The sequence below is a fragment of the Cryobacterium sp. LW097 genome (assembly GCF_002205495.2).
GTDB classification, from domain to species: Bacteria; Actinomycetota; Actinomycetes; order Actinomycetales; family Microbacteriaceae; genus Cryobacterium; species Cryobacterium zongtaii.
In genome coordinates this window covers 2,848,396-2,864,722 of record NZ_CP021992.1, presented here as the reverse complement: position 1 = coordinate 2,864,722, position 16,327 = coordinate 2,848,396, and the positions used below count along the sequence as shown (strand labels likewise).

Genomic DNA, 16,327 nt, shown 5'->3' with positions numbered 1-16,327 from the left:
TGTTGGGCCGGGTCAGGACTCCGCGAGTTCCCGCGGCACGGTGATCGCGTCGACCAGGGCGCCGTTTCGCCAGACCGTGATCTCGATGGGTGTGTCGATCGCGGCCTCGACCATCAGCTGCTGCACTGCTGTGGCCGTGACCACCGGCTGCCCGGCGAGTTCGACCACGATGTCACCGCGGTGCAACCCGGCCTCCTCTGCCGGGCTGCCCGGGGACACTGCCGCCACCCGTAGGCCGGTCGGCGAGCCGATCCGGGCCGCCAGGGTCGGTGGCAGCGGCACCTGGGCGCCGGCGATGCCCAGCCAGGCCCGCCGCATCCGCCCGGTGGTCATCAGCGCCGTGATGATCGCCCGGGTGCTCACATTGATCGGCACCGCCAGCCCCACTCCGATGCCCGCCACCGCGGTGTTGACCCCGACCATGCGCCCGGTGCTGTCGGCCAGCACCCCGCCGCTGTTGCCCGGGTTGAGGGCGGCGTCGGTCTGGATCACCTCGTCGATCACCCGCCCGGACCGGGTGGGGAGCGACCGGCCGAGCGCCGAGACGATGCCGGCGGTGACGCTGCCGGCCAGACCCAGCGGATTGCCCAGGGCCACCACCACCTGGCCGACGCGCAACCGCGCGGCGTCGCCGAACCGCACCGGCGGCGGGGTGGCATCGCGTGCGTGCAGCACGGCCAGATCGGAGAGGGTGTCACGGCCGACGACGTCGACCCGGCTCCCGGTGCCGTCGGCGAACCCGACGTCAGCGGTGCCGGCGCCGGCGACGACATGGGCGCTGGTGAGGAGGAATCCGTCGTCGGTGATGACACTCGCGCTGCCCGCTCCCGCTCCCTGGGAACTGCGCACTGAGACACTGGCCACGCTGGGCAGCACCCGCGTGGCCACGGCCGTGACGGTTCTCGAGTAGGCGTCGAGCAGCCCGTCGTCATCCATCGCCGGGATATCGTTCATGGCACCAGAGCGTACGTCCGTCGGATTGGACTGTGGGCGCCGTTCGCTGCCAGCAGACTGGGGCTTCGAGACGGCGGGACGACGGCGTGCCGCGAGGGTCGGCGTGCCGGCGGCGAGTGCCGAAGACACCGATGGGTTCGCCGGGTGCCGCCGGCCGGATCAGTCGCCCTCCTCGAGGGAGTCGGCGACCTCGCGTGCGTCGCGGGCGCGGGTTCTGGAGTCCTCCACAGCGGTGTGCGCCTCGGCGCGGGCGTCGGCCAGGGCGCTCTCGTCGGCGACGACGGAGGCGAGCGCCGCGGAGGCCGTATCCAGCTGTTCCCGAAGCTCCGCAATCTCCGCTTCGAGGCTGGTCCGGCGAAGCGTGAGCCGGTGGGCGCGACGGTCCAGGGCGTCGACTTCCGCCTCGGCGACGTCCGCATTGCGCTCCAGACGTTGCGCTTCCCGCCTGGCCTCCTTCCGGCGGCGGACGTCGGCGAGTTGAACGGGATCCGGCAGTGCCGCGCCGCGGGAGCGGCCCCGAGGCGCCGGCCACGACTCCGGATCAGACACGGCCATGGCACCGTCCAGGTCGACGGGCTCATAACCGACCGCCCGCAACGGCTTGACCAGAAGTCCGCTGGCGATTGCCGCGGCGGCCGAAGGATCAGACGTTGCGGCCTGCAGGGTCTGCTCGACCTCGCCGACGACGCTTGCAGTAGGCCGGTGACCGAGGCCGGCGGCGAGGTCGGCGCCCGCAGCGGCGAGGGCGGCGATGGCGACTCGGCGCTCGCCGCCGAGCCGCCTGAGCGCGTCCCGCTCGAGATGCTCCTGCGCTGTGCGCATCTGTTCGCCGAGGTCGAGGAGCACAGTAAGTTCGTCGACGTTCTCCCGGGCGAGGAGGTTGACCACCCAGGCCGCAGGAGAGGGTTTCTTCATCACCGCGACCTGCTTGGCGAGAGCGGCATCCGATGACTTCAGCTCCTGTGCCCTGGCATTGCGCGCGGCCGTGAAGTCCTGGGGCCGAAGGCCGTACAGTTCCCGAGCGACATCCGTGAGAATTGCGACCATGGGACCATCCTCGTCCGCACCGGCGGCAGCCGCCAGCACCACGCGGTCCCAGGCACGGATGGTGCCTCAGCGGATGCGCACCCCCGAGGCCTTGAGCTCCAGCGCGGCGAGTGAGCGCATCACCTCGGGGTCGCCCCGACGCCACGCGGACACGGGGTCGGCGTCGACCGCCGCGAACACCGACAGCTTCTGATTCGTCAGGGCCCGCAGCGCGAGCAGGTCCACGGTGATGCCTGCGCGAACCAGCCGCCGTGTCGTGGCCGCCCGGCGCGTGAACCGCAGGCGGGGTACGAGCCAGAACAGCAGGATCGTCGCGACAGGCACGACGGCGATTCCCCATCCCAGGCCGACGGCGAGATTCAGCACGGCCTCCTGCTGGCTGCGGCCGGCCGCCTCCAGGCTCTGGCCCGCGCCGCTGGCGGCCTCGAACGGTGCCCGGATGCCGCCGCCGATGAGCGGCATACCGCCGAACCTGTCGCCGATGTCAGTCATCGTGGTCGAGAAGTCGGAGCCGGCGGACTCCATCTGCTCGCCGAACCGGGCGAGGTCGATCACGAGCGAGTAGACGAAAGCGCCGAGCCCGATCCAAGCGGCGATGGCGGCGACGGCGATCACGTCGACCGCGACCTGACGGGAGCGATGGGCGGCGTAGTCGGAGTAGATCTGCATCCCCTCACTATCGCGTAAACGGCGATGTCGTCGTGCGGGCTCCCTGCTCGCCGATGCCGTTCGCTGACGATCGGATCGGACCCGGCGGCCGCTGTGCGGCGGTATCGCTTCGCGGTCAGCGCGGTTACCCTGTGTGCCATCGGGTAGTCAGGGAGTTCTCACGGGAGCGGAGGAGCTGATGGCATCGGACGGTCGTGGCAACGTGACGGTGGGAGACGGGGGGTGGGGGTTCTTCTTCCTTCTGGCTTACGTTGGAGCGGCCATCTACTTCGTCTCCACGTCGGACGGATCGTTCTGGGGCTTCATCCTGGGCCTGCTCCAGGCCATCGTCTGGCCGGTCTATCTGACCTATGAGGTGTTACTTCTGCTGGTCGGGCCCTAATCGGGGGAGCCCCACGGGCCCTCCTGCGGCGGTTTACGCCGCGCGGTCGATCCCGGCCTGCTGGGCCGCCCACAGGGCAATCCGGTCGAGGGAGTGGGCAGGCACCCGGTCGACGGCCACGGGCGGGCCGGCGGGCAGGTCGGCGGGACCGTGGGTGCCGGCCGACACCATGACCAGGGTCGCCGTCATGACGATGGGGCGCAGGGACCGGTGGGCAGGAATAGTGTGCAGGATCGTGGTCATGGGAGTCCTCTCGACGGGCGGCTGCCGACCGGGTGAACGGGATCGGTACCTCCATCGTCGCCAAACACGGGTACGCAGACATCCCCTGGACGGATGAACCCGGGTACTACCCGCGATGTAGTCGGCGTACCGTGGTGGTTAGCCGCGGGACTGTAGGAAGACCATGACGAGGGTGCCCGCGCCGTAGAGCAGCAGCTTGCCCTTGTAGCCGGCCCACCACTGACGCGGTGCCGGCTCGGTGTCCTCGAGGTCCTCGGGGAGATCGGCATCCGAGTCGCCGTCAACAGTCGTGTTGCCGTCCGACCGGTCTCTGGGGGTGGGCCGGATGGGTGTGCCGACGCCCGGTCCGCCGGCGAGGCGCTCGAAAGGCCGGGCCAGAAACTCGGGTATCTGGATACGGTCGAACTCGTCGCGCGGTTCGTCGCTCTTGTTCTTGCTCATCCGAAAATGCCCCCTTCGCTCTCAGTCTAGGGACTCCGCGCGGCCATCACATCGCCCGGGGTGCCCGGCGTCGGACCTGGCAGAAGACACCCAGTATTGTCGTGCCGAGCACAGGAGTCCCGATGACCGAACACGAAACCTTCACACGCACCCGGGTCTGGGCGGCCGAGCCCGTGCAGACCGACGACGCGATCCTCGAGAACACCGGGCATGCGTGGGAGGAGTGGGTCGATCTCATCGACGACGGCCCCGGCCACCAGGCCGGGCACACCGCCATCGCCGCCTGGGTGCACGCCGCGCACGGTGTGGACGGCTGGTGGGCGCAGAGCGTGACCGTGGGTTACGAACGCATCACCGGCCTGAGGCTGCCCGGCCAGATGCCCGACGGCAGCTTCAGCGTGAGCCGCGCGCGGGTGCTGGCCCTGGACCGCGACGTGGTGCGCGAACTGCTGCTCGACGAGGGTAGCCGCGCCGATCTGTTTCCCGGTCTCGACCTGGTGCTTCGCTCGAAGCCGGCGTCGAAGGCACTGCGATTCACCCTCGCGCGTGCAGACGAGCCGCTGGGGTCGATCCTGTTCTCCACCGACCTGCTGCCCGACGGGCGGCTGCGGCTGGGCGTGACGCACGACAAGGTGGCGTCGTTCGACGAGGCCGAGCGGTGGAAACTGTTCTGGGCCGAGTGGCTCGCCGCCGTCGAGCGGCTGGCCTAGGGCAGCAGTCCGGCGATGGTCGCCACGGCGGCCTCGAAGAGCTCGGGGCGGGCGCGGGAGTAGTTCAGCCTGAAGAAGGAACCGGTCGGCTCGGCCGGGAACCAGTCGCCGCCGGGGGAGAACAGCACCCCCTCGGCGCGACTGCGCCGGGCCAGGTCGGCCACGTCCACCCCGTCGGCAGCGCGCACCCACAGGTTCAGCCCGCCCCTGGGGACCAGCTCAAGGGCGTCCGCGCCCAACTGTCCGCGCACCTGCCGGGCCAGCTCATCGCGGCGGCCGCGCAGCGACCCACGCAACCGGGTGAGGTGGCTGTGCCAGCCCGGGTCGGTGAGCACATCGACCGCTGCCGCCTGCAGGAGCCCGCTGACGTACAGGTCGTCCACGGTGCGGTCCACCTGGATCCGGGCCAGGGCGGGGCCGCGGGCCACGACCGCCGCCACCCGGATGGCGGGGGAGAGGCTCTTCGTGAGCGAGCGCACGTAGACGATGTGGCCGTCGGCGTCGTCGGCGGCAAGGGTGGCCACATCCGCTTCGATGCCGAAATCATGCGCCCAGTCGTCCTCGATCAGGTACGCCCCGCGAGCGCGGAGGACCGCGGTGATGGCACTGCGATCGGCGCTGCTCCACAACGCCCCGGTGGGATTGGCGAAGTGCGGCTGCGCGTAGAACAGGCGGGCCCCGCTGACGCCCAGGGCGTCGTCGAGGTCGGCAGCCGCGGGGGCGCCGGCGCCGCGGGAGATGGGCACGATGCGCAACCCGGCCTGCCGGGCGGCGGCCATGGCGCCCCAGTAGGTAGGGGACTCCATCACGATCGCGTCGCCCGGAACGGCCAGCGCCCGGAAGATCGACGACAGCGCGCTCTGGCCGCCCGGGGTAATGACGACGTCGTCGGCGGCCGGCGGGGCGGCGGCGGAGGCGCCGACCGGTGCCAGTTCCGCCGCAAACCAGCTGCGGAGCTCCGGCAACCCCGAAATTGGGGCCCGGTCGACGGCGGTGCCGGTGCGAGCCGCGCGGACCAGGGCGGTGCGCACCAGCCGGGTGGGCAGCAGCTCCTCGGCCGGGTACCCGGAGTGCAGGGCGATCATGCCCGGTCCGGCGCTCGTCATGGCGGTGCCGATCGCGTCGGCACCGGTGCGGGCCGCGCCGAGCGCCGTGGTCTGCCAGCCGAAGTCGGCCCGGTGCACGGCATGCGGCCGCGCCACGAAGCTTCCCGCGCCCGGTCGGGTCTCCACCAGGCCCTCGAGCACCAGACGCTGCAGCGCGCGCTGCACAGTGAGCGGGCTGGCGGCATGGTCGAGCACGAGGGTGCGGGTGGAGGGCAGCCGGTCGCCGGCCGGCCGGCTGGCGACCAGGGCACGCAGACGGCGTTCGATGGCGAGATGCGCCGATTCGTTGTCCGCGGAACCCGGTCGGGTGCTATCCTCTTTCATGAAAATACAGAATAGCGCTATCGTCGCGGCGCCGCCAGCGCTATCGCCACCGGAAGCGTCGCCCGCCGCCGCCGGCCTGGTCTTCGGGCTGCTGGGCGTGCTGGCCTTCTCGTTCACCCTGCCGCTCACCCGGGTGGCCGTGGCCCAGCTCGACCCGCTGTTCGTCGGTGCCGGCCGTGCCGTCGGAGCCGGCATTCTCGCCATCGCTGTGCTCGCCGTGCTCCGGCAGCGTCTTCCCAGGGGCAGCCAATGGTGGCGGCTGGCCGTGGTGGGGGCCGGCGTCATCGCGGGCTTCCCCATTCTCACCTCCTTCGCCCTGCAGAGCGTGCCGGCCGCGCACGGCGCCGTTGTGATCGGCCTGCTCCCCGCAGCCACCGCGGTGGTCGCTGTCGTGCGGGCCAGGGAACGGCCCACTCCTCGCTTTTGGCTGGCCAGCGGTCTCGGCGTGGTGGCCGTGGTCGGATTCGTGGCGCTCACCGCGGGCGGGCTCAGCGGCCTGCAGCCGGCCGACCTGCTGTTGGTGGCGGCCGTGGTGCTTGCGGCGATCGGCTACGGTGAGGGCGCGCTGCTGGCCCGCGAGCTGGGCTCCTGGCAGACCATCTGCTGGGCGCTGATCGTGGCGCTGCCGGTGATGGTGCCGCTGATGCTGGCCGGACTCGCTTCCGGCCGGCCCGCTGCTGATGCGTCGGCCTGGCTGGCCTTCGCCTACCTTGCCGGGGTGAGCATGTTCCTGGGCTTCTTCGCCTGGTACCGGGGCCTGGCCATCGGGCCGATCGCCCGGGTGAGCCAGATCCAGCTTCTGCAACCGGTGCTCACCATCGCGTGGGCGGCGCTGCTCCTCGGTGAAGACCTGGACCCTCTCGTGCTGATCGGCGCGCTTGCGGTCATCCTCTGCGCGGCCGGCGCCGTGCGTGCCCGCATCCGCTGACCGGCCGTCGTGCGGGGCACGGTCGGGCCGGCGTGGGGTCACCCCTCGCGGGCGGCCCGGCGCACAGAGGCGTCGTGTTCGAGGTGAGCCCTGCGGAGCAGATCGGCGAGCTCCGCGTCGTCCTGGACCGCCTGCCGGTACTTCGGGCCGAGCTTATGGATGGACTCTTCCTCTTCCCGAAGCGCCGTGTACACCCGGATGCGTTCGGTGTGGTCCTCGGTGTAGCCGAGGTCCAGGTAGTCGGTTGCGTACCGCCGGGCGTTGGCGGTGGCCGCTTGTGCCCGGCCCGCCGGGCTGAACAGCGACGCCAGCACGGTGACCAGGAGCACACCGATGATGACCGTCAGGGAGACACCCGTGCTGATCTCGAACACCGGCACCGGCTCGCCGCCGTTGATGAACGGAAGGTTGTTCTCGTGCAGGGCGTGCAGGATCAGCTTCACGCCGATGAAGGCGAGGATCGCCGCCAGCCCGAAGGAGAGGTAGATCAGCCGGTCCAGCAGGCCGTCGAGCAGGAAGTACAGCTGACGCAGGCCGAGGAGCGAGAACGCCGTCGCCGTGAACACGATGTAGACATCCTGGGTGAGGCCGAAGATGGCGGGGATCGAATCGAGCGCGAAGAGGAGGTCGGTGCCGCCGATCGCGACCATCACCAGGAGCATCGGGGTCAGTGCGCGCCTGCCGTCGTGGATGGTGAAGAGTTTGTCGCCGTCGTACTCGGGACTGGTGTGGAAGACCTTGCGCGCGACCCGCACGATGAAGTTGTCCGCGGACTTGGACTCCGAGCTCTCCGGTTTGAGCATGTTGCCCGCCGTCATCAACAGGATCAGGCCGAAGAAATAGAATACCCAGGCGAAGGTGTTGATCAGGGCGGCGCCGAGGAAGATGAAGCCGGTGCGCGCGATGAGCGAGAACGTGATGCCGAACAAAAGCACCTTCTGCTGGTCCTCCCGGGGCACGCGGAAGCTTGTCATGATGATGAGGAAGACGAACAGATTGTCGACCGAGAGCGCCTTTTCGGTGATGTACCCCGCGAAGTACTCGGATCCGGGGGTGCTGCCGCCGATGATCAGGACACCAATGCCGAACAGTATGGCGATCCCGACGTAGATCGACGACCAGATTGCCGCTTCCTTCAGCGTGGGGGCGTGGGCCTTCCGCACGTGAAAGACGTAGTCGAAGGCGAGAAGCCCGACGATTCCGAGGACCGTCAGGGTCCAGACGAGAGGTGAGGTATCCATTCGGTCGGCTTTCGGTCGAAGACGTGGGGCGCATCCGGTATCAAAAGGCTACGCGGGCAGGCCGCCGGGGGAACAGGGGTGGCGGAGAAAAACCCGCCGGAGACGGGAACGCGCCCGAAGAATGTACTCATGTGACGCGTGTTCACCCGCCGGTTACCCGGTCGTTCTAGGCTGTCGCCATCGCGGATTCTCGCGAGCCCGGACAGGAGTATGCGTGACCTCGTTCCACCCCGATCCCAGCACCCGGTCCGCCGGCTCGACCGTCGCACCAGCAATCGTGCGTCCGCTGCCGGCCGCGCCGACGCCCGGCCACGAGCAGGGCGTGCTGGATGCCGGTTATCTGGTGCACCCCGAGCGCACCCTGATCGACATCCTGCTGGCCACCGCGGAGGAACACCCCACCGCCCTGGCCCTCGAGGACGCCGCCGGGGCCCTGAGCTACCGGCGGCTGGTGCGGCTGGTCAACGACCAGGCCGTGCGGCTGAGCCGGGCCGGGGTGCGCCGCGGCGACACGGTCGGCATCCGCATCCCGTCCGGCACCCGCGACCTCTACCTGTCGATTCTCGCCACCCTCACCGTCGGCGCCGCCTACGTGCCCGTCGACGCCGACGACCCTGAGGAACGGGCCCGGCTGGTCTTCGGCGAGGCCCGGGTCGTGGGTGTCATCAGCGACGGTGGTCTGTTCACGGTGCGTGACGGCCTGGACGCCGGGGTGCTCACCGAGCGGCCCCTGGCCGCCGAGGAGGACCCGTCGCTGGCGCACTGGGGCGAGCCGATGCCCGGCCCGCACGACGACGCCTGGATCATCTTCACCTCCGGCTCCACCGGGGTGCCCAAGGGTGTCGCCGTGACGCACCGCTCGGCGGCGGCGTTCGTCGACGCCGAGGCCGGCCTGTTCCTGGCCGGCGAACCCATCGGCCCCGGCGACCGGGTGCTGGCCGGCCTGTCGGTGGCGTTCGACGCCTCCTGCGAGGAGATGTGGCTGGCCTGGCGGAACGGCGCCTGCCTGGTGCCGGCCCCGCGCTCGCTCGTGCGGAGCGGCGCCGACCTCGGCCCCTGGCTCATCGCGCACGGCATCACCGTTGTCTCCACGGTGCCCACCCTCGCCGCACTCTGGCCCGAGGAGGCGCTGGAGAATGTGCGCCTGGTGATCTTCGGCGGCGAGGCCTGCCCGCCCGAGCTGGCCGCCCGCATCAGCGCCCGCGGCCGTGAGGTGTGGAACACCTACGGCCCGACCGAGGCGACGGTCGTGGCCTGCGGCGCCCTGCTCGACGGCAGCGACCCCGTGCGCATCGGCCTGCCGCTGGACGGCTGGAGCCTGGCCGTGGTGGATCCGGCCGGCCAGCGGGTGCGGGCCGGCGAGACCGGCGAACTGATCATCGGCGGCGTCGGCCTGGCCCGGTACCTCGACGCGACCCAGGATGCGGTGAAGTACGCCCCGCACGCCGGGCTCGGCTGGGAACGCGCCTACCGCAGCGGCGACCTCGTGCGCTTCGACCCCGCCGGGCTGGTTTTCGTGGGCCGGGCCGACGACCAGATCAAACTCGGCGGCCGGCGCATCGAGCTCGGCGAGATCGACGCCGCCCTGCAGGCGCTGTCCGGCGTGGCCGGCGCGGCCGCTGTCGTGCAGACCACCCCGGCCGGCAACCAGGTGCTGGTGGGTTACCTCGCGCTCGCCGATGAGGCAGCCGGATCCTTCGACCTGCCCGCGGCCACCGCGGCCCTCCGGGTGGCGTTGCCCGCCGCCCTCGTGCCGCTGCTCGCCGTCGTGGAATCCATCCCCACCCGCACCTCCGGCAAGGTCGACCGTGCCGCCCTGCCCTGGCCGCTGCCCGGCCTGGCCGGCGCCGAGACGGCCGGCGCGGATGCGCTCAGCCCGACCGCCGCTTGGCTCGCCGGGCATTGGGCCGCGATCCTCGGTGTGCCCGTCGCCGACGCCGACAGCGACTTCTTCGCCTACGGCGGCGGCTCCCTCTCGGCCGCCCAATTCGTGTCCGCGATTCGGGAGCGCCACCCGAACACCCGGATCAGCGACATCTACGACCACCCGCGGATCGGCTCCCTCGCCGACGAACTCGACGGCCGCACTCCGACGGTGGCCCGCGCCACGCGGCAGGTGCTGCCCACCCCGGCCCGCACCGGGCTGCTGCAGGGCGTCCTCAGCGTGCCGTTGCACCTGCTCGTGGGTGCCAAGTGGCTGGTGTACCTGGCCGCGGCCAACAATCTGCTCGCCGCCGCCGGCGCATCCTTCGCCCCCACGGTGTCATGGTGGGCGGTGCTGGCCGGATTCGTGCTGCTGGTCACCCCACTGGGCAAGATGGGCATCTCCGTTGCCGCCGCCCGGCTGCTGCTCAAGGGCGTGAAACCGGGCAACTACCCGCGCGGCGGCTCGGTGCACCTGCGGCTCTGGCTGGCCGAACAGGTGGCCACCTTCGTCGACGCGGCCAGCCTGGCCGGGGCGCCGTGGATCAGCTACTACGCCCGGCTGCTCGGCGCCACCATCGCCCCCGGCGTCGACCTGCACTCGGTGCCGCCGGTCACCGGGCTGCTCAGCATCGGCGAGCGCGCCGCGATCGAACCCGAGGTGGACCTGGCCGGCTACTGGCTCGACGGCGACACCCTTCGGATCGGCCGGGTGCGCATCGGCGCGGAGGCCGTGATCGGCTCCCGCAGCACCCTGCTCGGCGGCGCCAAGATCGGCGACGGCGCCGAGATCGAACCGGGCTCCGCCGTCTCCGGCCGGGTGCCACGAGGTGAGCGCTGGGCCGGCTCACCGGCCACCCGGGTCGGCTCGGCCCGCCGCGCCTGGCCCGCGGAACGACCGGCGAACGCCCGCCGCTGGCTGCTCGCCTACGGCGCCGGCTCGGTGGGACTCACCGCCATTCCCACCGTGGCGGTGCTGCTCGGCGTGCTCATCGTGGGCGTGGTGATCGGCGACGCCGGCACCCTCGGCGCCGCGGTCGCCCGCGCCGCGCTGGCCGTGCCGCCGGCCGTGCTCGCCGCCGGAGCGCTCTACGCCGGCTCCGTGATCGGAGCCGTGCGCCTGCTGGGCCTGGGCCTGACCGAGGGCCACCACCCGGTGCGCAGCCGGGTGGGCTGGCAGGTGTGGATGACCGAACGACTGCTGGACGGCGCCCGCACCCTGCTGTTCCCGCTTTACGCCAGCCTGCTCACCCCGGTCTGGTTGCGGCTGCTCGGCGCGAAGGTCGGTCCGGGCGTCGAGGCGTCCACGGTCCTGCTGGTGCCCTCGCTCACCACCATTGCGCCCGGCGCGTTCCTCGCCGACGACACCATGGTCGCCTGCTATGAACTCGGCGGCGGCTGGATGCGCATCGGCCGCGCCAAGATCGGCCGCCGGGCGTTCCTGGGCAACAGCGGCATCGCCGGCCCCGGCCGCACGGTGCCGAGGGACGGCCTCGTGGCGGTGCTGTCGTCCACCCCGCGCAAGGCCAAGCGCGGCTCCTCCTGGCTGGGCAACCCGCCGACACGGCTGCGTCGCCGGGTGACCGACATCGACGAGGCCCGCACCTTCCACCCGCCGGCGCGGCTGGTGTTGGCCCGGTCGCTCTGGGAGGTGCTGCGCCTGGTGCCGGTGTTCGCCTCCGCGTGGATCGCCCTCAGCGTGCTCGTGGCCCTCGAGGTCCTCTGGCTTTTCGGCGGTCCTGGCCTGGCGCTGCTGCTCTCCGGCTTCGTGCTGATCGGCGCAGGCGCCGTCGCGGCCGCGCTGACCACCGCCGCGAAATGGTTGCTGGTGGGGCGCATCCGCGCCTCCGAGCATCCGCTCTGGTCGTCGTTCATCTGGCGCAACGAGGTGTCGGACACCTTCGTGGAGATGGTGGCGCGGCCCTGGTTCGCGCAGAACGCCGCCGGCACGCCCTGGCTGGCGCTCTGGCTGCGGTCGCTGGGCGCCACGATCGGGCGCGGCGTTTGGTGCGAGTCGTACTGGCTGCCGGAGGCGGACCTGGTCACCCTGGCCGCCGGTAGCAGCGTCAACCGCGGCTGTGTCGTGCAGACCCACCTGTTCCACGATCGCATCATGCAGCTGGACACCGTGCACATCGGCGCCGGTGGCACCCTCGGGCCCAACAGTGTGATCCTGCCGGCGGCGCGCATCGACGATCACGCCACCGTTGGACCGGGTTCGCTGGTGATGCGCGGGGAGCGGGTGCCCACCGATTCGCTCTGGTCCGGCAACCCGATTGCGCCGTGGCACCGGCCGCCATGGAAGACTTGATCCCTATGTTGCAGCCCACACCCACCATCCTGGGGTCCGCGTCCGCGGGTGACCCCTACCTTCCCGCGAGTGGCAATGGTGGCTACACGGTGGCGCACTACGACCTCGAACTGGACTACAGGGTCGCCACGAACCGGCTGACCGCGACCGCCACGATCACGGCGCGTGCCCTCACCGCGCTCGGGCGGTTCAGTCTCGACCTGGCCGGCTTGAGCGTCGACAAGGTCACGGTCAACGGTGTTGCGCCGGTGAAGACGGTGCACGCCGCCCGCAAGCTCGTGATCACTCCCGCCGTGCCGCTGGCCGTGGGAGAGGCGTTCGAGGTGGTGGTGCGCTACCGCGGGGCGCCGCATCCGGTGCGCAGCCACTGGGGCGAGCTGGGCTGGGAGGAACTCACCGACGGTGTGCTCGTGGCCGGTCAGCCCAGCGGGGCGCCGTCGTGGTTTCCCTGCAACGATCACCCGAGCGACAAGGCCACCTTCCGTATCCAGCTCACCTGCGAGGCGCCGTACACGGTGGTCAGCAACGGCCCGTTGGTGGCCAAGAGCACCCGGTCCGGTCGCACCTCCTGGACCTTCGACGTGCGGGAACCGATGGCCGCATACTTGGCCAGCGTTCAGATAGGTCGCTATCGCCGGCACGACATCGCCGCAACCCCGGTGGCGCACAGCCTGTTCTTCCCTCCCGCGCTGGCCCGGCCGGTGGCGGTGGACTTCGCCAGGCTCGGCGAGATGATCACGGTGTTCAGCCGGGTCTTCGGCCCGTACCCGTTCCCCGCATTCTCCGTGATCGTCACCGCCGACGACCTCGAGATCCCGCTCGAGGCGCACGGCCTGGCCGTGTTCGGCCGTAACCACGTGGACGGCCTGCACGGCAGCGACCGGCTGATCGCGCACGAACTGGCGCACCAGTGGTTCGGCAACAGCCTCACCCTCACTCGCTGGGCCGACATCTGGCTGCACGAGGGCTTCGCCTGTTACGCCGAGTGGATCTGGGCCGAGTCCAGCGGCGGACTTACCGCCCACGCGAACGCCCTGCTGCATCGCGCCGAGCTGGACCTGCTGCCCAAGAACATCGTGGTGGCCGACCCCGGCCCGCACGACATGTTCGACGACAGGGTCTACAAGCGCGGGGCCCTGGCCCTGCACGCCGTGCGTCAGGCGATCGGCGACGAGGCCTTCTTCACCGCCCTGCGCGCCTACACCCGCACCCACCGGCACGGCAGCGTCACCACCGACGACCTGCTCGGCTGCTTCCGCATCGCCTCCGGCACCGGTGTCGCCGACAAAATCATCGCCCGCTGGGTGTCGGCGAAGAGCCTGCCGCGGCTGCAGCCCGCCGCGCCGCTCGAACCCGCCCCCTGATCTCGCGCGCGTCACTCGCTGAGTTGCGTTTGCGGCAGGTCGGGGACGCTCTGAGCGGCGGGGACACCTCGAAGGGATCGTCACCGATCGAGGTACAACCGCGGGCGCCTGGCGCACACCACGGCGACTGCAGCGACGAGACCCTCGGGAGCCGCCACGGATATGAGGTGCGCCTGGTTCAGCGGAAACGGCGCAGCCGGCCAGCCGACCAGGGCCGGGCCGGGGGAATGTTCGGCGGGCACTTCGTCGGGCGCACGAGCGATGGTGAGGTCACGAGGATCGACCCTGAGCCCCACGCCGGCGGCCTTGAGGACCGCCTCCTTGGCGGTCCAGATGGCGGTCACCGCGGCCGTGGCCGATCGCGGATGCAGGGCGGCCACGGCATCCGCTTCGGCCGTGGAGAGCAGCACGTCATCCAGGGGTGCCCGGGCGAGCGCACCGACGGATTCGAGGTCGATGCCCACCGGGCCGGCCGCAGTGACGGCCAGAGCGAGCCGGCCGTCGGCCCGGGCCAGGCTCACGTGCACGGTGGGGGAGTCCACCGCCGCGCCGCCGAGTTCGACCCGGAGGGGGCCGTGACCGGACCGTCCGCAGTTCGGGCAGACCTGGCTGAGAGTGATGGATGCGCCGGCGACGCCGGTCAGCCGGCCCACCAGCTCTGCCAGCGCCCGGTGGTCGCCGTCCTGGGTCGCCGCTCGGGTGCCCAGCGCCACCACCACGGTGGTGGACAGGTCCACGCCCCGCACACCGTCGAGGTCGCGGGGGGAAGAGGCATCGGGCACGCCATCACCCTAGCGCCGGCGACCCTTCTGCCCGAGGTGGCCGTTGCGGCCCTTGTCCCGCCACCCGGCCGGTGCGAGAATCGTCGGGACCAGCCCAATCGATGGAGTGCGGGGCTGTCGAGGCTCCAGGCGCGGTGGGTGAGGTTCCAGTGAAGAGGTTCGAAGGTCTGGCGAAGCCATCCACTCTCGCCGCCGGGGCCGCATTCCTGATCGGCGGCATCCTGGACCAGGCGATGCGCCTCACCGGCGAACCGGTCAGTGAACTCGTGCAGACCCCGCTGTATGCCCTGCGGTCTCTAGCCCTGCTCGGCGGAGCACTGCTGCTGATCCTCTCGTTGGTGGCGATCTACGAGCGCCACGCCAAGCAGATCGGCCCGTTCGGCTTCTCCGCCGCGATCATGGCCGGCACCGGCACCATCCTGATCAGCGGCCAGTTCTGGGCGGAGGCCTTTCTCTACCCCACCCTGGGCCGGGTCGCACCTGACCTACTCGACGGTGCCGAACGGCCCGGCTCCTATGCGTTCGGCTTGCTGTTGACCGCCGCGGTGTTCGGGGTCGGCTGGATGCTGCTGGGCGCCGCCATCCTGCGTGCCCGCGTCTACAGGGTGCTGCCGGCCGTCTTCATCCTGGCCGGCGGCGCCGTCTCGCTGCTGCCCGGCCAGGCGCTCGGCCAGCTGGTTCTCGGAGTCGGCCTGGTGCTGCTCTCCTTCAGCCCCACCTACCGCAAGCACGAGGGTCCAAAGCGACAGGGCAGCCAACCGCACTGACGCCGGTGCGCCGCACCCCGTCGCCGGTGCCACACTTGTACGGCGAGTGAGGAGCAGCCGTGGCGCTGATTGATGACGCGATCTATGTGGATGGCCTTCGGGTGGCAACCCCGGAAACGTTGCAGGACGTCTTTGAGGTACTCAAGGAGAAGGCCGGGTTCGCCTGGATCGGACTGTACCGGCCGACCGATGCCGAGGTCAGGAGCGTGGCCGATGAGTTCACCCTGCACCACCTCGCCATCGAGGATGCGCTCAAGGGACATCAGCGAGCCAAGATCGAACGATACGCCGACACCCTGTTCCTGGTGCTGCGCCCGGCCAGATACCTCGACGACGTCGAGCGAGTCGAGTTCGGCGAGCTGCACGTCTTCGTGGGTCCCGACTTCGTCGTGACCATCCGGCACGCCGAGTCGCCCGACCTCGCCTCGGTGCGCCGCCGGCTGGAAAGCACCCCGGACCTCCTCGCCTTCGGGCCGCAGGCGGTGCTCTACGCGATCCTCGATCAGGTGATCGACGAGTACGCGCCGGTGGTCGCCGGCCTGGAGAACGACATTGACGAGATCGAGGACCAGCTCTTCGACGGTGACCAGGCGGTGTCCAGACGCATTTACGACCTCTCCCGCGAGGTCATCGAGTTCCAGCGGGCCACCCAGCCGCTGATCGGCATGCTCGAGTCGCTGCAGGAGGGCTTCGAGAAGCACGGCGTGGACGTGGAACTGCACAGGCACCTGCGCGACGTGCTCGACCACACCATCCGGGTCGTCGAACGTGTCGACGCGTTCCGGGAACTCCTGCAGAACGCCCTCACGGTGCACAGCACCCTCGTCGCCCAACGGCAGAACGACGAAACCCGCCGGTTGAGCGAAACCGGGCTGGCGCAGAGCGAGGAAGTGAAGAAGATCTCCAGCTGGGCGGCGATCCTGTTCGCCCCCACCCTGGTGGGCACCATCTACGGCATGAACTTCACTCACATGCCTGAGCTAAAATGGCAGTTCGGTTACCCGTTCGCGATCACCCTGATGGTGGCGATGGGATTCGGGCTCTACGCCGTGTTCAAACGCAAGGACTGGCTATAGCGCCTGCGAAAACGGCTGTATCCGCAGAGAATCCTGCGAATGCGGGAAATAACCGGGTG

The 16,327-nt window shown here is 70.8% G+C and carries 15 protein-coding genes; 7 read left to right on the top strand and 8 right to left on the bottom strand.

Going from position 1 to position 16,327, the window contains the following annotated elements:
* Positions 1 to 12: 12 nt before the first annotated feature.
* From B7495_RS13390 to B7495_RS13380, 3 genes are all read right to left on the bottom strand, one after another.
* Positions 13 to 954 (bottom strand): S1C family serine protease, encoded by a 942-nt coding sequence (locus B7495_RS13390; RefSeq protein ID WP_240632252.1) that lies wholly within the window; start codon positions 952 to 954, stop codon positions 13 to 15.
* A 159-nt stretch (positions 955 to 1,113) separates the two neighbouring features.
* Positions 1,114 to 2,001, bottom strand: a complete 888-nt coding sequence (locus tag B7495_RS13385) for a hypothetical protein (protein WP_088457016.1) — start codon at positions 1,999 to 2,001, stop codon at positions 1,114 to 1,116.
* Positions 2,002 to 2,067: 66 nt separating this feature from the next.
* Entirely contained in the window at positions 2,068 to 2,670 is a 603-nt protein-coding gene (locus B7495_RS13380) for a hypothetical protein (protein WP_088457015.1), read from the bottom strand.
* Between the two features lie 133 nt (positions 2,671 to 2,803).
* On the opposite strand from B7495_RS13380, the gene B7495_RS13375 reads away from it, so the two are divergent.
* On the top strand, positions 2,804 to 3,052 hold the full coding sequence (locus tag B7495_RS13375; protein WP_240632251.1) for a hypothetical protein: 249 nt from the start codon (positions 2,804 to 2,806) through the stop codon (positions 3,050 to 3,052).
* 33 nt (positions 3,053 to 3,085) lie between these two features.
* Here the strand turns inward: B7495_RS13375 and B7495_RS13370 are convergent, their stop codons facing one another.
* A complete protein-coding gene (locus B7495_RS13370; protein ID WP_088457013.1) occupies positions 3,086 to 3,295 on the bottom strand; it encodes a hypothetical protein in 210 nt (69 codons plus the stop codon).
* Positions 3,296 to 3,433: 138 nt separating this feature from the next.
* Positions 3,434 to 3,736, bottom strand: a complete 303-nt coding sequence (locus B7495_RS13365; RefSeq protein ID WP_088457012.1) for a hypothetical protein — start codon at positions 3,734 to 3,736, stop codon at positions 3,434 to 3,436.
* Positions 3,737 to 3,858: 122 nt separating this feature from the next.
* Here B7495_RS13365 and B7495_RS13360 point away from each other — a divergent pair, with 122 nt between their 5' ends.
* The gene (locus tag B7495_RS13360; protein ID WP_088457011.1) at positions 3,859 to 4,446 is read left to right on the top strand and encodes a hypothetical protein; all 588 of its coding nucleotides are present in this window, start codon (positions 3,859 to 3,861) and stop codon (positions 4,444 to 4,446) included.
* Here B7495_RS13360 and B7495_RS13355 read toward each other — a convergent pair.
* Entirely contained in the window at positions 4,443 to 5,876 is a 1,434-nt protein-coding gene (locus B7495_RS13355) for a PLP-dependent aminotransferase family protein (RefSeq protein WP_088457010.1), read from the bottom strand. The genes B7495_RS13360 and B7495_RS13355 overlap by 4 nt on opposite strands.
* Here B7495_RS13355 and B7495_RS13350 point away from each other — a divergent pair.
* Positions 5,875 to 6,804 carry a DMT family transporter gene (locus B7495_RS13350; RefSeq protein ID WP_088457009.1) on the top strand — a complete coding sequence of 310 codons (930 nt, stop codon included), beginning with the start codon at positions 5,875 to 5,877 and terminating at the stop codon, positions 6,802 to 6,804. The two genes, B7495_RS13355 and B7495_RS13350, sit on opposite strands and share 2 nt — an antisense overlap.
* Positions 6,805 to 6,842: 38 nt before the next feature.
* On the opposite strand, the gene B7495_RS13345 is transcribed toward B7495_RS13350, so the two are convergent.
* Complete coding sequence (locus B7495_RS13345) at positions 6,843 to 8,045, bottom strand: TerC family protein (protein WP_088457008.1); 1,203 nt, start codon at positions 8,043 to 8,045, stop codon at positions 6,843 to 6,845.
* A 214-nt stretch (positions 8,046 to 8,259) separates the two neighbouring features.
* Between B7495_RS13345 and B7495_RS13340 the strand changes: the two genes are divergently transcribed.
* Complete coding sequence (locus tag B7495_RS13340) at positions 8,260 to 12,279, top strand: Pls/PosA family non-ribosomal peptide synthetase (protein ID WP_370028162.1); 4,020 nt, start codon at positions 8,260 to 8,262, stop codon at positions 12,277 to 12,279.
* A 5-nt stretch (positions 12,280 to 12,284) separates the two neighbouring features.
* The gene (locus B7495_RS13335) at positions 12,285 to 13,643 is read left to right on the top strand and encodes a M1 family metallopeptidase (RefSeq protein WP_166788976.1); all 1,359 of its coding nucleotides are present in this window, start codon (positions 12,285 to 12,287) and stop codon (positions 13,641 to 13,643) included.
* 80 nt (positions 13,644 to 13,723) lie between these two features.
* Here B7495_RS13335 and B7495_RS13330 read toward each other — a convergent pair whose 3' ends face one another.
* Positions 13,724 to 14,425: a 4'-phosphopantetheinyl transferase superfamily protein gene (locus B7495_RS13330; RefSeq protein ID WP_088457006.1), complete on the bottom strand. Its 702-nt coding sequence runs from the start codon at positions 14,423 to 14,425 to the stop codon at positions 13,724 to 13,726.
* A 149-nt stretch (positions 14,426 to 14,574) separates the two neighbouring features.
* Here B7495_RS13330 and B7495_RS13325 point away from each other — a divergent pair, with 149 nt between their 5' ends.
* The gene (locus B7495_RS13325) at positions 14,575 to 15,192 is read left to right on the top strand and encodes a hypothetical protein (protein ID WP_103459258.1); all 618 of its coding nucleotides are present in this window, start codon (positions 14,575 to 14,577) and stop codon (positions 15,190 to 15,192) included.
* A 59-nt stretch (positions 15,193 to 15,251) separates the two neighbouring features.
* The gene (locus tag B7495_RS13320; protein ID WP_088457004.1) at positions 15,252 to 16,268 is read left to right on the top strand and encodes a magnesium and cobalt transport protein CorA; all 1,017 of its coding nucleotides are present in this window, start codon (positions 15,252 to 15,254) and stop codon (positions 16,266 to 16,268) included.
* Positions 16,269 to 16,327 lie beyond the last annotated feature (59 nt).

What these genes read in the sequence shown, in the direction of transcription:
- B7495_RS13390 (WP_240632252.1), bottom strand. Translation starts at nt 954, where the DNA reads ATGAACGATATCCCGGCGATGGATGACGACGGGCTGCTCGACGCCTAC.
- B7495_RS13385 (WP_088457016.1), bottom strand. Translation starts at nt 2,001, where the DNA reads ATGGTCGCAATTCTCACGGATGTCGCTCGGGAACTGTACGGCCTTCGG.
- B7495_RS13380 (WP_088457015.1), bottom strand. Translation starts at nt 2,670, where the DNA reads ATGCAGATCTACTCCGACTACGCCGCCCATCGCTCCCGTCAGGTCGCG.
- B7495_RS13370 (WP_088457013.1), bottom strand. Translation starts at nt 3,295, where the DNA reads ATGACCACGATCCTGCACACTATTCCTGCCCACCGGTCCCTGCGCCCC.
- B7495_RS13365 (WP_088457012.1), bottom strand. Translation starts at nt 3,736, where the DNA reads ATGAGCAAGAACAAGAGCGACGAACCGCGCGACGAGTTCGACCGTATC.
- B7495_RS13360 (WP_088457011.1), top strand. Translation starts at nt 3,859, where the DNA reads ATGACCGAACACGAAACCTTCACACGCACCCGGGTCTGGGCGGCCGAG.
- B7495_RS13350 (WP_088457009.1), top strand. Translation starts at nt 5,875, where the DNA reads ATGAAAATACAGAATAGCGCTATCGTCGCGGCGCCGCCAGCGCTATCG.
- B7495_RS13355 (WP_088457010.1), bottom strand. Translation starts at nt 5,876, where the DNA reads ATGAAAGAGGATAGCACCCGACCGGGTTCCGCGGACAACGAATCGGCG.
- B7495_RS13345 (WP_088457008.1), bottom strand. Translation starts at nt 8,045, where the DNA reads ATGGATACCTCACCTCTCGTCTGGACCCTGACGGTCCTCGGAATCGTC.
- B7495_RS13335 (WP_166788976.1), top strand. Translation starts at nt 12,285, where the DNA reads ATGTTGCAGCCCACACCCACCATCCTGGGGTCCGCGTCCGCGGGTGAC.